This window comes from Roseovarius sp. BRH_c41, assembly GCF_000961715.1.
In the GTDB taxonomy this organism is placed as follows: Bacteria; Pseudomonadota; Alphaproteobacteria; order Rhodobacterales; family Rhodobacteraceae; genus Roseovarius.
Genome location: NZ_LADY01000024.1, coordinates 37,526 through 59,087 on the forward strand (window position 1 = coordinate 37,526; position 21,562 = coordinate 59,087).

The 21,562-nt window shown below is 63.4% G+C and carries 18 protein-coding genes and 1 pseudogene; 6 read left to right on the forward strand and 13 right to left on the reverse strand.

Annotated elements, in window-relative coordinates:
- Positions 1-74 precede the first annotated feature (74 nt).
- The 4 genes from VR71_RS07635 to VR71_RS07650 form a co-directional block, all read right to left on the reverse strand.
- On the reverse strand, positions 75-335 hold the full coding sequence (locus VR71_RS07635) for a WGR domain-containing protein (protein ID WP_018065922.1): 261 nt from the start codon (positions 333-335) through the stop codon (positions 75-77).
- Positions 336-419: 84 nt separating this feature from the next.
- Positions 420-1,352, reverse strand: coding sequence for a DUF2493 domain-containing protein (locus VR71_RS07640; RefSeq protein ID WP_045682632.1), 933 nt, complete (start codon positions 1,350-1,352; stop codon positions 420-422).
- Positions 1,353-1,717: 365 nt separating this feature from the next.
- On the reverse strand, positions 1,718-2,746 hold the full coding sequence (locus tag VR71_RS07645; protein ID WP_045682634.1) for a toprim domain-containing protein: 1,029 nt from the start codon (positions 2,744-2,746) through the stop codon (positions 1,718-1,720).
- Positions 2,747-2,749: 3 nt separating this feature from the next.
- Positions 2,750-7,111, reverse strand: coding sequence for a strawberry notch family protein (locus VR71_RS07650; protein WP_045682636.1), 4,362 nt, complete (start codon positions 7,109-7,111; stop codon positions 2,750-2,752).
- 177 nt (positions 7,112-7,288) lie between these two features.
- On the opposite strand from VR71_RS07650, the gene VR71_RS07655 reads away from it, so the two are divergent.
- The 4 genes from VR71_RS07655 to VR71_RS07670 all read left to right on the forward strand — a co-directional run bounded on the left by VR71_RS07655 (position 7,289) and on the right by VR71_RS07670 (position 9,806).
- A complete protein-coding gene (locus tag VR71_RS07655) occupies positions 7,289-7,585 on the forward strand; it encodes a hypothetical protein (RefSeq protein ID WP_045682638.1) in 297 nt (98 codons plus the stop codon).
- Between the two features lie 365 nt (positions 7,586-7,950).
- Entirely contained in the window at positions 7,951-8,772 is an 822-nt protein-coding gene (locus VR71_RS07660) for a type IV toxin-antitoxin system AbiEi family antitoxin (protein ID WP_045682640.1), read from the forward strand.
- Between the two features lie 92 nt (positions 8,773-8,864).
- A complete protein-coding gene (locus tag VR71_RS07665; protein ID WP_045682642.1) occupies positions 8,865-9,128 on the forward strand; it encodes a hypothetical protein in 264 nt (87 codons plus the stop codon).
- Positions 9,129-9,806: a nucleotidyl transferase AbiEii/AbiGii toxin family protein gene (locus VR71_RS07670; RefSeq protein ID WP_045682644.1), complete on the forward strand. Its 678-nt coding sequence runs from the start codon at positions 9,129-9,131 to the stop codon at positions 9,804-9,806.
- Between the two features lie 84 nt (positions 9,807-9,890).
- Here the strand turns inward: VR71_RS07670 and VR71_RS07675 are convergent, their stop codons facing one another.
- The 5 genes and pseudogenes from VR71_RS07675 to VR71_RS07695 form a co-directional block, all read right to left on the reverse strand.
- The gene (locus VR71_RS07675) at positions 9,891-10,484 is read right to left on the reverse strand and encodes a DUF6088 family protein (protein WP_045682645.1); all 594 of its coding nucleotides are present in this window, start codon (positions 10,482-10,484) and stop codon (positions 9,891-9,893) included.
- A gap of 57 nt (positions 10,485-10,541) precedes the next feature.
- Complete coding sequence (locus VR71_RS07680; RefSeq protein WP_045682647.1) at positions 10,542-11,186, reverse strand: hypothetical protein; 645 nt, start codon at positions 11,184-11,186, stop codon at positions 10,542-10,544.
- Positions 11,179-11,598, reverse strand: a complete 420-nt coding sequence (locus VR71_RS07685; protein ID WP_045682649.1) for a hypothetical protein — start codon at positions 11,596-11,598, stop codon at positions 11,179-11,181. The genes VR71_RS07680 and VR71_RS07685 overlap by 8 nt, the downstream gene beginning before the upstream one ends.
- 74 nt (positions 11,599-11,672) lie before the next feature.
- Positions 11,673-11,870, reverse strand: coding sequence for a hypothetical protein (locus VR71_RS07690; RefSeq protein WP_045682652.1), 198 nt, complete (start codon positions 11,868-11,870; stop codon positions 11,673-11,675).
- A gap of 1 nt (position 11,871) precedes the next feature.
- Positions 11,872-12,093, reverse strand: a pseudogene (locus VR71_RS07695) (hypothetical protein); the annotation flags it as partial.
- 75 nt (positions 12,094-12,168) lie between these two features.
- Between VR71_RS07695 and VR71_RS07700 the strand changes: the two are divergent.
- A complete protein-coding gene (locus VR71_RS07700; protein WP_045682654.1) occupies positions 12,169-13,311 on the forward strand; it encodes a tyrosine-type recombinase/integrase in 1,143 nt (380 codons plus the stop codon).
- Positions 13,311-15,353 (forward strand): tyrosine-type recombinase/integrase, encoded by a 2,043-nt coding sequence (locus tag VR71_RS24790; RefSeq protein ID WP_296430062.1) that lies wholly within the window; start codon positions 13,311-13,313, stop codon positions 15,351-15,353. The genes VR71_RS07700 and VR71_RS24790 overlap by 1 nt, the downstream gene beginning before the upstream one ends.
- Positions 15,354-15,648: 295 nt before the next feature.
- Here the strand turns inward: VR71_RS24790 and VR71_RS07710 are convergent, their stop codons facing one another.
- From VR71_RS07710 to VR71_RS07725, 4 genes are read right to left on the reverse strand one after another with little or no spacing between them, the layout of a single operon-like run.
- On the reverse strand, positions 15,649-16,086 hold the full coding sequence (locus VR71_RS07710) for a hypothetical protein (protein ID WP_045682656.1): 438 nt from the start codon (positions 16,084-16,086) through the stop codon (positions 15,649-15,651).
- On the reverse strand, positions 16,083-18,230 hold the full coding sequence (locus tag VR71_RS07715; RefSeq protein WP_296430064.1) for a hypothetical protein: 2,148 nt from the start codon (positions 18,228-18,230) through the stop codon (positions 16,083-16,085). The genes VR71_RS07710 and VR71_RS07715 overlap by 4 nt, the downstream gene beginning before the upstream one ends.
- Positions 18,227-20,050, reverse strand: a complete 1,824-nt coding sequence (locus VR71_RS07720) for a hypothetical protein (RefSeq protein WP_045682658.1) — start codon at positions 20,048-20,050, stop codon at positions 18,227-18,229. The genes VR71_RS07715 and VR71_RS07720 overlap by 4 nt, the downstream gene beginning before the upstream one ends.
- Positions 20,047-21,456, reverse strand: coding sequence for a tyrosine-type recombinase/integrase (locus VR71_RS07725; protein ID WP_045682660.1), 1,410 nt, complete (start codon positions 21,454-21,456; stop codon positions 20,047-20,049). The genes VR71_RS07720 and VR71_RS07725 overlap by 4 nt, the downstream gene beginning before the upstream one ends.
- Positions 21,457-21,562: the final 106 nt, after the last annotated feature.

Below are 21,562 nucleotides of genomic sequence, written 5' to 3' on the forward strand. Positions count from 1 at the left end.
TCCCCCTTGGTAGCAGCCGTAACCAAGGAAGGCATCCCAAATCGAACTGACAGCAACGCGAAGCTCCACAGAGGTCAGTCGACGTACCCGCGCCGCTTCTTCGCCCCTGCGAGCTTCATCAAAGCCGTGATGGCCTTGCCCTCATCAGGGTGCGTCTCGACCATCATCTGCCCCCGAAAGCCGATCCGGCCCCATTCGCGCACGAGGCTGGCGCGACCGAAGAGGTCGCGTTGCACACTCAGCCGATAGTAGCGACGCATGTTGCGCGCCGGATCGATCCGGCGCATCTGCACGTCGGTTGGGAAGACATCGAGCTGGATCGGGCTGTGGTACATGTAGTGATCGACTGAGGTTCTCTCGACAATATCAGGTGGAAGCTTGCGCTTCCACCTCGATTTCCCCGCGAGGGGAACGGGGGCTCACGCCCCCTTCTCGAACTTCATGACCGGGATACCCAGCTTCTTGGCCTTGTCGGCGAGGTTTTCCTGGATGCCATTGCCCGGGAAGACGAGGACACCCACCGGCAGCACGTCCAGCATGGCGTCGTTGCGCTTGAAGGGCGCGGCCTTGGCGTGCTTGGTCCAGTCGGGCTTGAAGGCCACCTGCGTCACGCCTCGTGCCTCAGCCCATTTGGCGGCGATGAGTTCTGCGCCCTTGGGGCTTCCCCCGTGCAGAAGGACCATGTCGGGATGCTTGGTCCGGACCTGGTCGAGCTTGCCCCAGATCAAGCGGTGATCGTTGAAGTCGGTCCCGCCGGTGAGGGCGACCTTGGGGCCTGCGGGCAACATTACTTCGGTCTCGGCGCGGCGCTTGGCGGCCAGGAAGTCACGGCTGTCGATCAGCGCTGCGGTCATGTGCTGGCGGTTCACCATCGAGCCGGTGCGGGGGCGCCAAGTGGATCCCGTGTGGTGGACAAACTCGGTCGCGGCGTGATCGCGCATCATGTCCATGCAGTTGCGCCGTTCGATGAGCGTCAGGCCTTCGGCTGTCAGGCGCTCGAGTTCGGTAGATTTCACCTCGGAGCCGTCCTGCTCGCGCTGGAGGCGGCGCTGCGCCTGCTCGTTCTCATCGAGCGACCGCTCGATCCGGGCAGTGGCGCGGTGGAAGAGGTTGACCTGGCCCCAGAGCACCTCTTCGAGGTCGGGTTCCATACGGGTGTCTTCCAGGGTCGCGACGAGGGCATCGAAGATGTCGGCTACGGCGACCGCGAGGCGCTGCCCATCGGGCATCGGGCGCGGATCGGGCTCGTCAAAGGGGCGGTAGCCATAGAGCTGCAGCTCGTTGAGCGCATGGGCGGTCTGGGATGCGGTGTGGGCGGGTTCATACGCGTCGTCGTGGGTGTGGATCGTCATCGGTTCTTGCCTCCGGGCCTGTCTCGTCCGCGCGTCATCCCGCGCGGCCTTCATGGGCTGCGAAAGCCGTGGGAGGGGACGCCCCTTCACCCCCTTTCGGGGCCGGAACGCATGTGGAGGAGGACGGGGGGCGGCTGATTTGCTTCGCGATGCAAAGGCGGGGCTCGTCCCCGCCGGCGGAAATCAGTTGCCCCCCGTCCTTGAAGGGGCGGCCCCTTTGACGGCCGCCTGCCCATCTCTTGAAGGCCGTGTGGGTGACGGGTGGATGAGATTGCCCGGGAAGAGGCAAGGCGACGGTCCAGAGCCACGACAGGGACCCGTGACCCCTGCCCCGATATCCCCGACCGCCCCCTGCGCGACGCTGCTCAGCCTGTCAGGCGATGCCAATCCTCTGGCCCGAACTGACCTGCCAGATGCTGGCGCAGCGCCTCCTTGCCGTTCGCGCGGAGATCATCGTTGAAATCCCCGAGCAGCGGTTCCAGCACCCGAACGGAAATCCCGGCATCTTTTGCTCTGGCGCTCAGTCTCTCTGCCGCGCCGCACCCCGCCGGATCGCGGTCGATGGCGATGTAGAGGCGTTGCAGCCTCTCTGGCAGCAGGACCGCCCCGAGGTGACCAGACGAGAGCGCGGCCCAGACGGGAAGGCCGGGGACAGCCTCGAAAAGGGACAGCATGGTCTCGATGCCTTCGCCGACGACGAGGATGTCGTCATGCGGGGTCAGCCGGACGGCATTGCTCAAGAGGTGGCCCATAGCCCTGCGCTGTGTCTCGACAGCTGCTTTCCCCTGTCCATCAGGCGCCAGCCAGGTGCGATGCACGCCCTGCAACACCCCTGCCCCATCGGTGACCGCGGCGATCAGCGCGGGTCTGGGGAGGCTCCGGGACTGGCCTTCATCCCGATGCCAGCACTTCGGGTGGAAGCGCAGGGCGCTCATCGTGCCGCCTTGGGTCAGGCCCCGGGACCGGAGGTAGGTGTCGGCAAGCGTGCCTGCGACCGGCACCGAGGCTGCGATGAGCCGCGCCGCCACTGGTATGCCACCGGAGGCCGCGGCTTTCCGAGGGCGTGGCGCATTCGGGAGGACCGGCTGCGGACGGCCCAGATGCGCCCAGGCCTCGGCGAGAAGATCCGGAAAGCGGTAGATCCCGGTTCTCTCGCGGATGATGTCGAGAAGATCGCCATGCTCGCCCGTGGCGCCATCGGTGAACTTGCCGGCAGCACCCGGCCCCGAGGCAGGCCCGGTCAGCCGCACGAAGAGCGATCGGCCGGGATTGTTTTGTAGATCGCCCACGATCCAGTAGGCCCCTTCCCGCCGACCGGCGGGAAGGTAGGATCGACACACGCTCTCTGCATTTTCCGCCAGAGTGCGGATCAAATCTTCGGTCTCGGAATACATGGCTCAACAACCTCCGCGTGCATGTAGTCCCGTCACAGGACAACGTTCAAGCAGACGATCCAGCACGGCTATACCGCTCCCGCCTGCCGGACAGAACAGCCGCAGCTTCCAACTGATGATCTCCGAGAAGAAGCCATCGGCCTTGAGCCGGTCCTTTGCGGCTTCGGTGAAACCCGACAGCTCGATCCGGTTGACGCCCATGACGCGCGAGCGGTGCAACTCAATTCCTTCAGCCAGCCGCACCACGGTCTTGCCCTCCAGAACGAGCGCATGGACCTGCGCCGACGTGAGCTTCGGCGCGTCCTCGGCTAGCGTGGTCGCGACCCAGGCCGGCGAGACACGGCGGCCGATGATGCGTTGGCCGTCATCGGTCTGTAGCCGGTAGACGCGGGTTTCGTCCTGAGGCAGCTGCTTCCAGATTGGCAACAGAAGCCCCGCGACGATGTGCAGCGTGGCTTCCGAGAACTCCGGCACCTCAGCCAGTTCCGCGGTCCAGGCGGCGGCGAACGCCGCGCGGTCGGCTTCTAGCCAGTGTGTGTCCTCCATCATCCTGGCCGGAACTGTGCTCGCCTCCGTCGGGCGGATCAGACGCAGGCGGGTTTCAATCGTACCGTCGTCCAGCATCAGGCTGGTAGCGGGCACCTGCACGGCGGCACGCCCTGAGCGACTGTTCACCAAAAGGCGTGCCTTCGGATCGTCGAGCCAGTCGAGCGCGTCCGCCAGCGAGGTCGGCGTGTTGCGACGCTTTTCTGCGATGGTCAGAAGCTGGGTTTCCGCGCCGGAGCCGGGATGGATGTAGATCACCCGCGCATCCGTGACGCGGAAGCTTTCTGCGCGCAGCGTCTCGAGCCCGAGGTCGTAGACACCGGCGGCGATGGCGCCCTCGATCCGCTGGTCGAGGAGTTCCTCGAAGGCCGAGAACAGGACCGCCTGCATGTCGATCGTCAGCGCGAGCAGGCGATTGAGGAAGGTCGTGATCGGCGGCAGGTCGTCCTTCAGACCGTTGTCATCGGTCAGGCTGAGACCGGTCGCGTCCTCGAAAGCCCCGAGCGAGCAGCCAGCCACATCGCCGCGATAGATGCGGCGATAAAGCTGGCGCAGGGCGTCGCGGGCATAGGGCGACTCGAGGTTGTCCTCGGGGCGGAACAGCCCCTGCCCGCCAGTCTGGCGCTGCCCGCGCGTGATGGCGCCAAGAGTGTCGAGGCGGCGGGCGATGGTAGAGAGGAACCGCTTTTCTGCCTTAACATCGGTGGCCACCGGACGGAACAGCGGCGGCTGCGCCTGGTTGGTCCGATTGGTGCGGCCGAGACCTTGGATCGCCGCATCGGCCTTCCAGCCCGGTTCTAGGAGGTAGTGAACCCGCAGACGCTGGTTCCTGGCACCAAGATCAGCGTGATAACTGCGCCCCGTGCCCCCGGCATCGGAGAAGATCAGGATGCGCTTCTGGTCATCCATGAAGGCGGCGGTCTCAGACAGGTTGGCAGAGCCGGCACGGCTTTCGACGACGAGGCGCGCAACAGGACCCTCGCCCTTCCGCACGATGCGGCGCGACCGGCCCGTGACTTCGGCCACGAGATCGGTGCCGAAGCGCTGGACGATCTGGTCGAGCGCCCCCGGCACCGGAGGAAGCGAGGCTAGCTTTTCGATCAGCGCGTCGCGCCTGCGGGCAGCCTCGCGACATTCAACCGGCTGGCCATCGCGCACGACGGGCCGGGACGACAGATTGCCCTCGCTGTCAGTGAATGGCTCGTAGAGCTGCACCGGGAAGGAATGCGCGAGGTAGTCGAGGACATATTCCCGAGGAGTGATGTCACAGCGGATATCGTTCCATTCGTCAGTCGGGATCTCCGACAGACGGCGTTCCATCAACGCCTCGCCGGTCGAGACGATCTGGATGACGGCCGCATGGCCTGCGGCCAGATCGGCTTCGATGGAAGCGATCAGCGTGGGGGTTTTCATGCTAGTCAGCAGATGGCCGAAGAAGCGCTGCTTGGCGGACTCGAAGGCCGAGCGCGCAGCGGACTTGGCCTGGCGGTTGAGAGTGCCGTTCTCACCCGTGATGTTTGCCGCCTCCATCGCAGCTGCGAGGTTGTTGTGGATGATGGCGAAGGCACCGGCATATGCGTCGTAGATGCCGCGTTGCTCAGGCGTCAGTGCATGCTCGAGCATCTCGTATTCGACGCCATCGTAAGAAAGCGACCGGGCAGTGTAGAGGCCGAGCGACCGCAGGTCGCGGGCCAGAACTTCCATCGCGGCGACGCCGCCGGCCTCGATGGCTTCGACGAACTCCCCGCGCGTGGCGAACGGGAAGTCCTCCCCGCCCCAGAGCCCGAGCCGCTGCGCATAGGCGAGGTTGTGGACCGTCGTCGCGCCGGTGGCCGAAACGTAGACCACGCGGGCATTGGGCAGTTTGTGCTGCAGACGCAGGCCCGCTCTGCCCTGCTGCGACGCCTCGGTATCACCGCGCTCGCCTTTCGATCCGGCGGCATTCGCCATCGCGTGGCTTTCGTCGAAGATGATCACCCCGTCGAAATCCGCCCCCAGCCAGTCGACGATCTGGTCGACGCGGGATTTCTTGGTGCCGCGTTCTTCGGAGCGCAGGGTGGCATAGGTGGTGAAGAGGATGCCCTCGGTCAGTGGGATGTCGCGGCCTTGGGCGAAGCGCGAGAGCGGCGTCACCAGCAAGCGTTCCTGCCCGAGTGCGGACCAGTCGCGCTGCGCATCCTCGAGGAGCTTGTCGCTCTTCGAGATCCAGAGCGCCTTGCGACGGCCTTGGGCCCAGTTGTCGAGCAGGATCCCGGCCGACTGGCGGCCCTTCCCCGCGCCGGTGCCGTCTCCGAGGAAGAAGCCGCGCCTGAAGCGCACCGCGTCCCCAGCATCGTCGGGCGCGGCAGAGACCGTGTCGCCGGTTTCATCGACAATCCAAGACCCCGCGAGATACGCGGAATGCGCCTCGCCCGCGTAGATCACGGTCTCAAGCTGCGCATCGGACAGCAGGCCGTCGCGCAGGACGGCCGCCGGGAGTTTCGGGCGGTAGGAGGGTTTCGGGGGCGCAACGGACGCCATGGCCGCCGATTGCACCAGCTTGGTCGGGTGCAGTGCAGCGCCGGGGATGTCGAAGGCCTGCAGGCGGAACGTCTCATAAATGGAATCCGACAGGCGCGCGCTGGCCCCGTCCTCGGTTGCATCACGCAGGGTATAGGCGAGGTCTGCGGCCTCAATCTGCGCGGCAGTATTGGTGGCGGGTGTTGCTGGCGTGGCGCGCGATGTGCTGATGGCTGCGCGCGTGGTGCGGGCAAGATTTCCGGGAAAGGGGGAAGAAGGGCGCTGCCCGGCGGGTGCGACCTGCGCCAGCGCAAGGCGCGGGGGGACATGGGCAGTGATCAGCGAGAGCAGGCTGGCGACATCAGGTGAAATCGGGCGCGCCAGATCGGCTGTGATGCCACCCGCCTCGCCACCACGACATTTGTCGAAGACGGAAATCCGCGTCTCGAAGCTGGTGCCGTGCTTGGCGAAAGCAGCGCCCGACACAGCGCCGGTGAAGACCAGATGGGCACTCTCAGTCAGGCGGCCGAATGTCTCCGCCCAGGCAGGCGCATCGGGAGCGAAACCGGCCCCGGTGATTGCGACCAGACGCCCGCCGGGGGCCAACCGGGAAAGCGCCGAGTGCAAGTGCCGCGCCGTCGCCTCGGTCGTCCGCCCATCGACATTCGCCACAACCGAAAACGGCGGGTTCATCAAGATGACGCTCGGGCGGACGCCCGCGTCCAGATGATCGTCGATCTGGGCGGCGTCGAATGTGGTGACGGGATGACCCGGAAAGAGAAGGCGCAGAAGGTCGGCGCGCGTGTCGGCCAACTCGTTCAGCGCGAGACTTCCGCCAGCGATTTCCGCGAGGATCGCCAGAAGGCCGGTCCCGGCCGAAGGCTCGAGGACCAGGTCACGCGGGGCGATCTGCGCAGCCGCCAAGGCCGCGAGCCCCATGGGCAGCGGCGTCGAGAATTGCTGGAAGCGCTCCATCTCCTCCGAGCGCCGGGTATGCGTGGGCAAGAGGCCCGCCACCTTGGCAAGGATCGGCAGCAGCGCGGCAGGCGAGCCCGCCCGGGCGAGCAGCGCACGGCCGAATTTCCGCAGGAAGAGGACGAGTGCCACCTCGCCCGCCTCATAGACAAGCTTCCAGTCCCAGGCGCCATCGGCGTCAGAGCCTCCGAAGGCACGCTCCATCTCAAGCCGCAGACGCAGCGCATCGATCTGGAAGCCTTGGGAGAGATCGGGCTGCAGCGCTTCGGCGACAGCGAGGATCGCGGGAGCGGGATCACGAGACGGGACAGAAACAGGAGGCGCAACGGGCGCGAGATAGGCCATCGGGAAACTCCGGAATGAGGGACAGGATCAAGCCCGGACGCCCTCTCTCGGGCACCCTCAGGCCTGATCTTCCCCGACCCTCCTTTCCCTCTCGAACCGAGGCATTCCGGTTGCTTGGCTTGATTTTGTTCCCGTTATGTTCTATATTGGGGACCAAGCCAGAAAGGGAGTTTCCCGATGGACAGCACCACATACGCCTTGCCCGCAACGCCCAAGCAGATCGCCTATGCGCGCTCGCTCGCCCTGCGCAACCAGACCCTCCTGCCATGGGAGGTTCAGCAGGACCGCCGGTCCCTGAGCGCCTGGATTGATGCGCAGGCCCAGCTGAAACCGGTATCTGACATGGACAGGCTGCCGACCTCGAAGCAGGTGGCCTTCGCGGAAAAACTCGCCCGGATCAAGCGCCGCGCCGTCCCGGACGAATGCTTCCGCGACAAGGGGCTGATGTCGAAATGGATCGACGGCAACAAGTGAGCACGGCACCGGCTGGCTCCGGCCTTCCGGAGCTTTCGCCATACCGTGGCTTGGCAAACCGAGCGTCGTTGCCAACCTATAGGTTGGCAGATTAGCCCTTCGGGACATCAGCCTCGGTCAAACTCCTGTCCGAAGGACCAAGGCCTGGTCCCGACGGAACGCCGGGAGGTACACCGCTGCGACCTTCGGCAACCACCGCAAGTCGTAGTCGTCTCTTGACCCAGCGTCTTCAGATCTTCCTCCACTTGGGGCTAGCCCCTCAGTTCTTTGGAAATGGTGATGTTGGAGCGTCCATAACGCTGGAAAAGTATCCTCATCAAAGAAACCTGTAGCCGCCCCATTGCAAATCTGTCAATTTAGGCATCATGGACGCCGCAAGATCACAGAATCTGAAGAAACTGCTCGATGCCGTGCCCGCCGGGTATCTGGTCGATGCCGCATGGCTCGTCTCCCAAGGCATCGCCTATGAGAGTTTCCGTGACTATGTGAAGCGCGGCTGGCTGGACCGCATCACCCGAGGCGTCTTCCGCCGTCCGCTCCCCGGCACCGCAGCCACGCCGACATCGAACAGCATCGACTGGAAGACCTGCATCCTTTCCACGCAGCATATCATGGGTCATGACCTGCATGTCGGCGGCACCACGGCGCTCGGCGAACAGGGGCATGCCCACTATCTGCGCCTCGGCGAAAGCGGTCCGGTCTGGGTCTATGGGGAAAACATCCCGAACTGGCTGGCGAAACTGCCGACGGACGCCACGATCACAACCCGCTCCCGATCCCTGTTTGCCGAGCCGAAACTGGGCTTGATCGAGGGCAAAACGACCGGCCAGCCATGGGACTGGGGTCTCACGATGTCGACGCCGGAACGCGCGATCCTGGAGGCCATGGACGAGTTGCCCGACCATGAAAGCTTCCACACGCTCGACATGGTTTTCCAGAGCCTGACAACTCTACGCCCGAAACTGCTTTCCGACCTCCTGCAGGCCTGCCGCAAGATCAAGGTCAAGCGCCTGTTCTTCGTCTTCGCCGACCGTCACGATCATCCTTGGCGCAAAAGGATCGACCCGCAGACATTTGATCTCGGCAGCGGCGACCGAGCCTTGGTTCAAGGCGGCAAGATCCACCCGCGCTATCGGATCATGGTGCCGGAAAATTTCGTGAAACCGGAGGCCGACAGTGGCGCGTGAGACCTATGAGGCCCGGGTGAAGCGGGGCTTTATTGCTTTGTTGAGGCCCATCGACTACATTACGTGAGGAGTTACCTCACAGAGATGATGCAATGGCCTCGGTCGCAGCGAAAGTGATGTCGACAGTCAGCGCGCCCTACGGCGTGCTGGTGACGGCTACCCAGCTGGCCGAAAAGATCGCCGACAGCAAGAGCGTCGATGCCTTCGATTGCAGCGTGTTCACCTTCCTGTCCGAAGTGTCGCCCAAACTGCAGCAGTCGTTTATCGACGAGATGGGTGTCAGCAAGGACGCAGTCATCGTGGTCGCCAAAAAATTCTCCGAGCTCGCCGGATACAAGCTCCCGCTCGCGATCTGAATGAACGTCCCGCAGCCAAGCCGCTGGCCCGAGCTTTTTGACGCGGCTGTAGCGATCGTTGACCAAGCCAACGGTCAGGGTATCGGCATGACGAACTGGAGCTTTGGGGGCGGAACGGCTCTCATGCTCCAAATCAAGCATCGCGAAAGCCACGACATCGACCTCTTCATCGACGATGCCCAGTACCTCCCGTATTTGAACCCTGAGACGCAAGGATACAATCTCGCACTCGAACCGAGCGACTATGAGACCGATGGCACGCGCGCCTTGAAGATCGTGTTCAATGGCGTCGGGGAGATCGACTTCATCTGCTGCGCCCCAGTCACCCAAGAACCGTATGTCATTTCCGAAATCCGCGGACGACGCGTCAAACTCGAGACGCCAGCCGAAATCCTGGCCAAGAAGGTAGTCTTCCGCGGTTCACACCTCCAGCCCCGGGATATGTTCGACATCGCCGCCGTCGCCCAGGCGATGGGCACCGACTACGTCGTTGAAGCCTGCTCCAGATTTCCTGATGCTTGCCGGGAAGCGCTCGCGGTAACCGAGAAAATGAATCCTGCGCTGGTTGATGCCATCACAGGCAAGTTGTTGGTGTCAGAGGGATTTCAGATTCTTCAGGGCAATGCACAGGGAGCAACGAAGGCAGTCCTGGTCGAAGCGATCGCGCGAGCAGGCTGACCGGTCGCAGACGGCCGGCCAAGCCGGTCGGCTGCGACGCCAAGAGCATCCAGCCGGTCCTTGCCGCTGAGGCGCAGGAATGCCTCAGCCATGGACCATCTCTCCAACCAATCGTGCCAGCCAAGTCGGGAACTGCGGCGCAGCAAACACCAGTTCTGTCTTGGCCGCTTCCGTGAGCTTGGATCGCAGGATTTGCAGGGCCTTGGGAGCCTCATCCGGCCCGAGCCATGCCAGCGCACGGACGGCCTGGCCCGAGGTCTTGCTCCCAAGGGCCAACTGCCAGCGCGGCGCATGACGCAGTTCAACTGCCTGCCGGCCAAGGTTGAGCACACGGCTTCGTCCCGAGGTGAGGTAAATCGACTTAACCGGCACCTGCGTGGTCAGGCCCAAAGCGTTTGCTGCGGCAGCACCGCTCGGCACGATCGTCTCGCCCCGCTGCACAGCGAGCGCTTCAATCGCCTGTTCAGTGGACGGACTGCGCGGCCCAAAGCGTGTCTGGACCGGGCGCATGTAGATGCCGCGTCCCGCCCGGATCAACTCGCCGCGCGCGGCCAGACGCGACAGCGTCTGATCGACCGCCGCGCGCGAGCTGAGGTGCAGGAGCCCCTTCGCTGCCAAGGGCACCCCCTCCGGCAACGTCATCGCGACCTTCATAATGCTCTCGGTTAAGCGCTCCATAATCGCTCCTTTGTCAGAAAAATGCGCTAGTTTCTGACAGTTTTCAACCGTGCGGTCTCACCCGAAGCGGCGACCTCCTTCGGTGAAGGTGTACTCGTTCACGATGATCCCCTCCTCGATGGCCTCGTCCGAGGTGAGGTGGTCGTATTCAGCCTCAAGCTGGCGGTAGAGCCAGCGGGCCAGATCACGCAGCGCCTCGGTCACGATCTCCTCGGCGTCCTCAGTGGGCGGCTGCCAGGTCGGGCTGTCCCGCGTGACGTCAACGGCCATGGTGTATTCGTGGTAGTAGCGGCCGCGGTGGCTGACCTCGGCAGCGAGCTGGTAGAAGTTACGCCGCTGGATGGCCTGCAGCCGGTCGGCGATGCCGTGCAGCGTCGCATCGGTCGGGGCGTAGTCCCGGATGCGCGCGGCCGCGCCCTTGGCGTGGCTGAGATACCCTTCGAACGACGCTCCGTCGCCCTGGCTGCAGAAGCCGGAGAACCAGATGCAGGGCTTGGCCCGCGTCCCACCGCCCATCAGGCGGACGGGCGTGGTCTTAAAGCGGACGCCGAGGATCTCGCAGACCCTTTCGAAATCCTCGTAGACCGCGTCCCACCAATCGTCGTGGGGGCCGAGCTCGCGATACCAGCTACGCGCTTTTTCCTTGGCCGCTTCCGAAAGCTCGGAGAACTGGTAGACGGTGGTGCAGATGACCTCAGGCATCGACGTCCTCCCCGTTCAGCGCGTCGGCGAGCCATTCCTGGCTGCTGGTCCAGCCGACGGATTTCCGCGCGCCAAGATCGACGACATGCGCGCCGCCGCCGAAGGCGTCGAGGCGAGGCCGGGAGCAGGTCAGGGCATACTGGAAGCCCCAGAGGCCGGTGAGGTCGAGTTCGTCTGCCAGGCGCAGCACGAAGCGGATGACGGCCTCGACATCGCCGTGCTCGTCGTCATGGATCCAGAGGGTGCTGCCCTCGGGCGCGTCTTGGCGCACGAGGTCGAAACCTGCGACCTCCGGGTCCTCGGCAGCCTGATCGGCTTCGTGCAAGCTCTGGAACAGGGCGAGCGCGCGGGCCGCCTTGTCGGGGGTGCCGACATCGAGCAGGCACGAGAAATGGGTGAAGTAATCCGCCATGGGGACCTCCTGAATGGGGAAGACCCGGCCGAGAGGCCGGGCACTCGACTGGGATGAAGGGTGGTTCGGGGCGATCAGCCTATGGAACTGTCGCCCGCCGCCTGTCGCGCGGCATGCGCGCAGAGCATCTGCCTGTAGAAACGCTTGCGCGCGGCCCGGAAGCCGCGAACGGCGCGCGTGTCGGGGTGGAGCGCCCGGACTGCCGCCCGCAGGACGGCATAGGGCGAGGCCGTCACTGGCAAGCCGAGCCGCTGATAGGCCGGGTCAGTCATGTCAGGCGACCTCGACCACGGGCGAGGCAAGATGCGGATCGACCAGCGCTTCGATACGCTCGGCCCGGCCCATCCAAGGCTCGGGCCGGATGGCCTTCACCCAATCGGCGAAGCTCGGGATGAAGCCGAGGTCTTCCTTCACATGCTGCTCGCCGACCCATCGGGTCGGAATGATGCGCCCGGTCGAGAGGGTGAGGGTCGCCCCAAAAATCGTCTCGGCCATTATATAGACAGAGTCGGTCAAAACCGACTTCGGGCGTATCGTGGCAGGCGATTTAGACTCAGTCGGAGATGCGCCATGGTGGATGCAAAGCTTGAAGGCGCAGGCCCTGATCCATCTTCGTTCGCCGCAACCATCGCCGCGTTCGTGACGTACCTGAATGGGTCGGGATGTTCTCCCAACACCGCGCGCGCTTATCAGCACGATCTTTCGCATCTTCTTTCCTTTCTTGATGAACAGGGGTGGGATTGGCGTGCGCTGACACCGGCGCGCGCGGTTGACTTGCTGATCCATCTGCGCAGCAAGCCGAGCCGTCGCCGCGGCACCGGGCCGTACCCGTCGTTGGCCGCGACCGATGGAGAACGATCTGCTCGGCTCAGCACGGCGACGATCAACCGGGTGCTTGCAGCGGTTTCTTCATTCTTCGAATGGGCGCGGTTCACTGATCGTTTTGCTGGCCCAAACCCGATCACCCGAATTCATGATCGCGCTGCCGCACATGTCGCTGAACGCCATCGACCGTTCCTGACTGGCGTCACCTCGCAGTCGGCCTTACGGAGCCCGGTGCGGTTGCGGCAGATCCATCGTTTGCCCCGCCCGATGGCGGATGAGCAGGTCGACGCGCTGATCGCGCAGCTGCGAACGCGCCGCGATCTGGCAATCATTCGCTTGATGCTCGACGGCGGTCTGCGACCAGGTGAGGTGCTTGGCTTGCACCTCGCCGACATCGCATATGGCAGGCGACGGGTGACCGTCAGGGTGCGTTTCGATCACCCGCGCGGCGTTCGGAGCAAGTCACGATCTGAGCGCGTCGTCGATTTGCATGAAACGGCAACGCTGCAGTCAGTCAGCGGATATGTCATGACCGAACGACCACAGGACACAGACAGTCCCTTCCTGTTTCTGGTCGGTGGCAGTGGCCCACGCAGGCATGAGCCACTTTCCTACGCCGCGCTGGCCAAGCTTTTTGCGAGGGCGTGCGATCGTGCGAACATACGTAAACCATGGGTGACCCCACATGCCCTGCGCCATACACATGCAACAAAGATGTGGGAGGCCGGGATGCGCGAGCTGACGCTTCAGCGAAGGCTTGGTCATGCATCGCCAGAAGCAACCCGCGTTTACACCCGGGTTTCCGATCCGATTGTTGTCGCCGAATATCGCCGTGCCCTCGGCCTTCCAGACGAGAAGGTGCAGGACCCTGCGGAAGGCGCAAAGTGATGCGGGGCCCAGTCTCCGCGGCAGCGATGCAGGCACGTTCGATCGATGCCCCATCTCTTTTTCGCAGCAGCCACTGTTCGGCCGATGAATACGACGCTTTTCTACAACGCTGCTATCCGACGAAGCAGTTCGTCCAACAACGCCGAAGTCAACGCAAGCAATTCGTCGAGGCCTGGCCAGACATTGAAGAATGGCTGGCCGCGCCGCTCGCAGTTCGTGTCGGTCGGATCAACGGGCAAACCAGAGCTACCCTTCAGGATCGACCCTCCTATTTCGCACGCGCATATCTGTACTATCTGGCGCTGCAAGGGCATCTTCGCTTGGATTATCCGTGGCTGCTCGCCGTCGGCGACCTTTGCGTTCACGACGTGGCACGGCTGTTGGATATCGATCTCGGTGTCGAGAGACTTGCGCGCGAGGCGAAAGACCTAGGTCTCGTCTATGCGGGTGCTGATCGAGCAATGCGGTGGACGCTCGGGCGTCTCGCCCTTCACCAGGGACCCCAACTGGTCAGCGCTTTGCGTCAGAACGACATCAATGAGCTCCTCGTCGCCGTTCGGATGTTCGGCGATAGATCAGATCTTGGTGCCTACTGGACCTCGAGCGACCGGTATCGTCTGGTCTCCAAAGCTTGGATTACGATGATCGGCCAGCTGCGCTTGGCACTCTATCACCGCGGGCAAGTCGACGACCCGCCGCGAAAGATCATGCCATCGGCGGATTTGAAGGCGGCACAACCTGAAATGGGCGCATTGATCGATGAATGGCTTGTGCGCCGTGCTCCAGCTCTGCGACCGGTTACCCTGTACCATCACGCGCTTACTGCCCGCCGATTTCTGCAGCATTTGGCCAAAACGGCACCAGAAGTGCGCACCTTTGGGCAGGTAAAGCATCAGCACATCGTCAGTTGGATGAACGCGATGAAAACCGAGTTGTCGCCAAAGACCGGGCGGCCACTCACTGCGAATTCTCAGAGGGGACGCGTTGTCCGGCTGGCGCAATTCTTCAAGGATGCCGAGGACTGGGCGTGGACTGAAGTGCCGCGATGGCCGCTCGTGGCAAAGCGCGATCTGCCACGCGTACCCGACCGAATTCCCCGATACATCCCTCGTGCTGAGCTCGAACGGCTGATGGATGAAATCCGGGCGCTTTCCGATCCGTTCCAGCGCGCAGCTATGCTCCTCGCTAGGTGGTCAGGTGCGCGCCGCAGCGAAATTCAGCGCCTATCTGTGGACTGCCTCGACCAATACGCCGATGGCACCGCGCGCCTTCGGCTGCCCGTCGGTAAGACCGCCCGTGAGCGCCAAATCCCACTGCATGATGAGGCCGCAGAGGCCCTTCGGGTTGTGCTGGGTCTCCGCGCTAAGGTCGCAGACCGAATGCTGCCCGACGAACGGACAGGCGATCTCGTCCGGTTCGTGTTCGTCTGGCGCGGAAAACTGATGAGCGGACGCCATCTCTTTGGTGCGCCATTGAAGCGGGTGTGTGCTGCCACTGGCTTGGTCGACGCCCGAGACAGGCCAACCGTGACCATGCACCGGTTCCGCCACACGCTCGGAACCGAACTCGCAGAACGCGGTGCAAAGCTTCACACGATCATGAGCGTCCTCGGCCACGAAAGCCCTCAGATGACGATGGTATATGCACGGATCAGCGACGCGGAGGTGCTGCGCGACTACCAGTCCGTTCTGGAACCAGGCGTCATGATTGCGGGTGCAGGAGCGGAAGTAATTCGATCCGGAAATCTTGGCGAAAGCGCGGTCGACTGGCTGCGCAGCAACTTCCTCAAAACTGCGCTGGAACTCGGGCATTGTCTGAGGTTGCCCTCGGAGGGCCCGTGCGAATGCGACCTTTACCTGAGCTGTTCTCGTTTCGTAACGACGCCGTGCTATGCGCCACGGTTGCGCGAACGACGTCGATTGGAACTGTCTCTGGCTGACGACGCGCGTGCTCGTTCTTGGTCGCGCGAAGTCGAACGTCACTGCGCCGTCGCAAGAAGAGTTGAACAACTCCTGACCGACCTCGGCGAGGAATTGGAATGAAATACAGTCCCGGACACGGAACAGGCCGACCACCGCTAGCTTTTTGGGGAGCGCGGCGGTCGGCCTGTTCCTACCTAAGATCCCTGCACCTTTACACTTGTCTGTCCATGTAACGGCCATGAAGATGCCCTCGGCATGTTATCTGGACAGTCAATCCGTCTCTTCTGGAAAACCTCTTGCCGTCATTGGGGTTTTCTTGAGTGGCATCGGTGAGACAGTTCATTGGGGGCTCCCTCTCTTCTTATCCCTGTTTCACCCCCACCTCACTTTCCTCTTCCTCTTCGGTTTCGACGCCTCAAGCACCGCCCTGGGAGGGCGGCCTGAACGGCAGGACTTTCGGGTCAGCCCGCGCGATCTGCTCTTCCAGAACCGCAATCAGGCGGCGTTGCTCTTCGCCCTGTAGCGCGAGGATCTGGATTTGTTGTGCCAATGTCCGCACGGTCGCGCGCAACTCGGCCAACTCACCACCGCGTGCGGCCCGCAGCTCAGCTTCGAGTTCGCGGATGCGGGACTTCAATCCCGCGACCGAACCCGACCGAAACCTTGCCTCAGCCACACGGAATTCCGCGAGAACGGCTGTGGCCCGGTTGGCCGTAGCCCGGCTGACACCGGCCTCGCGCGCGAGATTGGCGACGTTGAGGCGCCCGTCGGTATGGACGGAGGTTCCATCGAGCAGGCGCTTCATAGCGACGCGCAAAGCGTCTTCGGTCTTCTGACTGACGGGCTGTGTCATACCTTTGGGTCCTCCAAGTGCGCGATCAGTCGGCGTTTTCGATCATTGTCCTGAGTGATGGCCACCTTCTGAAACGCAGACAGGGTGTTGCCCTGAAGCAGGCGCTCCCCCTCGTCGATCGAGGCCCGCCAAGGTGCAACATGACGCGTAGTCAGACAGGAATTGGGGCAGCGGTCCGGGCTGCAACGCGAAATTACCGGAGCCACCGGCTTGTCGTCGGGCCGCAGGCAGAGGGCGCTGGCGGGATCAAAGAAGCAATCGTTCAGAAATCCGACATGCAGCGGCTTTCCAAGATGCGCTAGCATCGTTCGCAGGCGTTTCTGGTCGAGGACGCTCCCGGGCAGATCACCGAGGGTATCCCGGACGTGGTCGAACTCCTGCTTGAGACGGGACGATGCTGGCCCACCGGGCTCGTCGCCCTGCAGGTAGGCATCATAATAGGCGACGACATCGTCCAGTTGGCCAAGCGCCCGTTCCTGCTCGACCGCCCGGCGAAAATCGCCGTGCGGCGCGCCGGCATAGCCCTCGAACATCGCCACGGAGGCATGCTTGTACTGGATCTTTCCGGCGATCACTCCGAAGGGGCGGTTCGCGATGTACCATGCGATGGTGCGCCGGAACTGTCGGGTGGTGAAATGCCAGGGGTGTCCGTCGACATGTGGAATGGCAGGCGGGTTTGGGACGCGCGTATCCAGACCGTCGCGAAACATCTTGATGATCGGCGCCGCCTGCGAGGCCAGATAGTCCGCCGTCCAGTCCCAAGGCTTCAACGAGACCCAAAGAGATCGCAGGTCGCGATCGCCGCGTGCGCGCCGTGACAGGACTTCCAAAGCATCGACCGCTCGGGCGACCGGCGCGATAGTGATCCAATCGGCGGAAACACCCGCCGCCTCGCGGTGCTTATAGACGGTGCTGCGTACCCGATAACGCTCGATCAGGTTATCGGCACTGCGTTCAACCGAAACGCAGCCCGGCTCCATGTCCTGCAACTCGCTGTCGCGCATCCCCGTCAGATATGCGCAGACGATGTAGCAAGCCGCCTGCAGCATTTGTTCTTCATGCGGCAAGCTGTCCGTGTCAAAACGCTCCCGCCACGGCAAACCGGTATCGGGGTCGAGGCTGATAGGGGTATCCATGCCGCCGACCTCGGTTCCCAACTCGCCCACCATCTGTTCCAGCATCCCGACAGTCGCGCTGGATCTGCTGAGATTCCCGGTTCGAGGGCAGCCGATCTGCAGGCACATCAGCCTGAAATTATAAGCTTTGCCTTCGGCGGTATCGGGAATGCCACGAGTGGTGTTTGGGCGACGGTCCCAAAGCGGCACACCCCGCCCTTTCGCCCTGCGCGCCTCGAGCCAAGCGCGCAGGCGGTAGCGATACCGCTCGTGGCGGCCCTGACTGCCATCGTCGGCGACAATTCGGGCGCAACGCGCTTCAAGGCTGTCCAACTCTTCTCGCGCCGCAAGAATATCGGGGGCGTAGACATCGACGTACCGCATCGACCAATGGAGCAGCGCGCCGATGACCGGCTCAGGGATACGGGGTGTCGTATTCTCAGCACTCGTCCGGCTCCGGCCGCTGACATTGCTTGCCGTGCGCCCACGCCAAGGCAGGAAGGGAATGCCGCCCCCAGTCACCCAGGGCCCGAAATGATGGAGGTCAATGGGAACATCGATATAGAGGCGGACCTGTTGCGATGAGCGCGACGGGTCTGCCCGCACATGCGCCAAATAAGCGTCCAGAAATCGCTGATCGACGCGTCCCAGTTCTACTGAGCCAGTGCGTTCGCGCAAGAACTCCCCGAAATGACGTACGAATGACAAGGTGCCTATGGCGGTGGAGGGGCTGCATGGAGCCCGGTAGCTCCGAAGCGGGGCGGAAAGGCGGGCGAGCACATACTCTTTTGCCAATCGCCGAAGCGCGGTATCCTCGAAGGTGCCGAAATTCAGCCGAAAACAGGAGGGGCGCGCATTCGTTCGAAACATCGCTGGACCGAGGTCCCAGAGATCGTCCCCGAAGCGGGGCAGCGTTGAGCGGTCCGTTCCGGGTCTGAGCGATCTGCCCGCGAGAATGTCGGCGTCGTCGGCATGAATTGCCGATGGCAGCGATGGCCTTGCGGTCGTGATGACCGGTTTTGCTCTCATGCCAGACCCGCCTCCGGAGGAAGATAGATCTGTGGCGGCTGACCGGCGACGAGCGAACGCGCAGTCTCGATATCTGCCTCTGAGAATTGCGGCAATATCTGCGCGGCGATCCTGTGGTGGGCCCGTCCGAACTTCAACTGCCACTCTGCTTTCGACAGAACCTTGCGCTGGTCCACAACGAAATCCAGAAACGCCATCAGGGCGGGCAGCTTGCGGGTGGTGATGACGCCGTTGCGGCATTCGAGGCAGCCCCAAAACGATACAGGGCAAGCCTCGCCCGCAGCGGCAAACGGGCTGCTGTAGAAGCCGGAACAGCTTGCCAGCCACACGTCCTGTTTGCCGGACAGCAAGGCCGGAACATCGGTTGCCATGCTCTCCGGCAAACCTGTCTGTGCCGGAGGAGCGGCCAGGACTGCCGCCTCGGCTTCCGGCGTCAGCACGGTGGGCCGCAACGCATCTTCGACGGCGTCCATCATCGCCTCGGCGATGGTCGCCTCGTGGATCGGTCGCAGGGTCGGAATGTCCGCATAGTGGTTCGCCGCGACCTCGACAGTATGACCGACCGCGAACCGGCGCAGTTGACCGCCGGTCTTACGATACCACGCAGCCTTGTGCGTCTTGCGCAAACGCGAGAGGCAGAGCTTCAACGTCTTCCCGTCATCACCTTGCAGCCCGTGACCTCTGACCCAGATCTTTCTGGTCGACTGCATCGGTAGCACGACATCGGTCAGGCGGCCGCGACAGAAATACGTGAAAAGCTGTTCGCTCCCGAGATGGCGGCGCGCGGTCGCTGTCCATTGAATGGCAAGGCGCAAGAGACCGCCCGGCGTGCCCGACCCTCCATCACGAACCCGGAGCCGCTTCCACTCGGCATGGCGGGCGCGGCGCTTGCAATACTCGATCTCGACATATCCGCTGGAAGGGTTCTTCAGACAATCGGCACGCAGCGACTTGATCGCCTCTATCTCGAGGCCGGTCTCCAGCGACAGCAGGATGAACAGGGCAACCAGATCGCCCAAGAGCAGATGCCGCGTGCCATGCATCCTGTCGCTCAGCCCCTCATTGGAAAACCCCGCAAAGTCCCGTGCCGCGTAGAGTTGGCGGAAGAGAAAACTCTTGCAGGTAATGAACCCGACACGATCGATCTCGGCGAAGGCGTCGATCTCCAACCGATCGATGCGTGTCTCGCACTTCCGCACGGGCGCTGACCGAAACCGCTGCATGATCGCGGCAACATCGGCACGCGCGGCTGCCTTCAGGGCCACCGCGACATGGTCACTGTAGGCATCGCGCGGGCGCGGTGGAACACCCGGGCGCATGCTTACATAGAACAATCGGCGTGTGGCCTCTTCCGAAAGGCGTCCTGGTTCTCCCGCGTCCGCCAACCGCAGCAGGCCCACCACGTCGCCCATCAGATGGAGGCGATGGTTGGGATGAAGCCCGCTCTCCTCCATCCAGGCGTCGAACCCATCAATGACGGCGACGTCCATCTCGACCAGAGCCTGCAGGGGCGAGCCTGTCGCATCGAGATAGCGCCAGAACCGATAGACCGCTTCGGCCAAAGACGTGGCGGTGCGGACGGTTCCGGCCGGGCCCCCGACCTGACACGCCTGCCAGAGTGCCTGAGTGAAGGAACGCGCAAGCGAAGACCGGCCGGACAAACGCGTCAGATCCATCGTTGCCATCCGTCCGGCCAGCACAATCTCGAAACGGCGGGCAGCGACGGCAACGGCCGCCGCGGGACCTGGATCGGGAAGGTGTTCGGGAAAGCTCGCTCGTCGCCCCGGCCGGGGCTGTGAGACGCTGGATTTGCCGCTCATCGGTCGTCTGCCATGAGTTCGGCAGTCCAGCGGTCCGCCGCTGCATCGACGAGTTCCTGCGCCTCGGCAAGACTGTCGAGATAGATGTAGGTGCTGGTGATGTTCGCGTGGCCGAGGAGGTGTTGGAGATGGCGGAGCGGATCGCCGAGCATCTGGCGATAGGCGGCGCCGTGCGCATCGGTCGGGTTGAAGATCGCGCCAACCTGTTCACGGATCAGCATCGACAGCATGTTGACCGCAAAAGTGTGCCGCAGCATGTGCGGCGTGACGGTGATATCGAGGCCGAAAGCCCGGCACCGCTGGCTTGCCCTGCGAAATGCCACCTCCCAAGTGCCCGACGACACGGGCTGGCCGCGTTCGGTGAGCCAGAGCGACACGTGTTCAGCCCTCCCGTCCGGCGATCGCAGCAGCCGTTGGCGATCTTGCGGACGGAGCCTGGTCAGGGCGATGCGTCGGCCACTGCCATCGACGGCGTTGCGGCCATCGGATGACAATACGAGCGGGACGGCCGGATGAGGCGGGGTCTTTGCCAAGGCGATCTGGCGCTCGATATCGCTGTAATCCTCGATCAGTTTGAGCACCCGACGAGGCAACCGGATGCGTCGCGGGCGTTCGCCTTTGGTGATCACGCCCGGAAGATCGAAAGGAAGTATCCGCGGGCTGTCGGAGGTCAACCGAGGCAGTTCGTCAATAATCAGGCTTCCCGCCTCGCCGAGGCGCATCCCCGTCGTAATGAGCAGTTCCGCGAACACGGCATTCCGCTCCCCATTGCGGCCTCGCCAGGCTGGGTCCTCGGACCCGTCCGGCAATCTACCCTTCAGGCCGATATCCCGAAATACGAGGTAGCGCCCGAGATCAACGAATTGCATGTCATGCGGGCGCGCGGCACGTTCTCGCGCCCTGTTGCCCTCGACCACCTTCGGCGCTCCCCGCCCTTGCCCATGGCGAAAAGATAGGTCGTATCGAAACGGCGAGGATGCGATCAGTCCCTCTTCGAGCGCCCACCGATACAGTTTGTCGAGCGCCGCGATCGCCCTATTCCAACTGGGTGCCGAAATCTGGAACGGTGCATCGGACAAACGCCGTGCATGGTGAAACGCGATGACATCGTTGTAGTCGACACGCCAAAGCTGCTTGCCACCACGCCGTTCTTCCAAAAACCTAATCCAGACGAAAATGTCATGGGCGTAGGCACGCAAACTGTGCCGCGAACGCACCCCCATGGTCGGACAGGCGCGAAAGAACCGGTTCACGTCATGCAAGTAGCTTCCGTCCCGATCCAGAAAGAACGGCATGCCATCCATCAGACCGATCTTGCTAGCGACCCCTGTCAGATCGACCGCAACGCCTTCGACCGAAACCGGCGCGCGCAGCGCCGATCCGTCGGTAAAATAAAGCTGCGTCATCCATCCTCCAAAGGCGTTCGCGTCCAGCAAACAACGCCCGCGATTCCAGTCGCCCTAAAACCGAAACGCCGCCAGCCCCGTCCCTACGGCCCTTTTGATGGAGAGC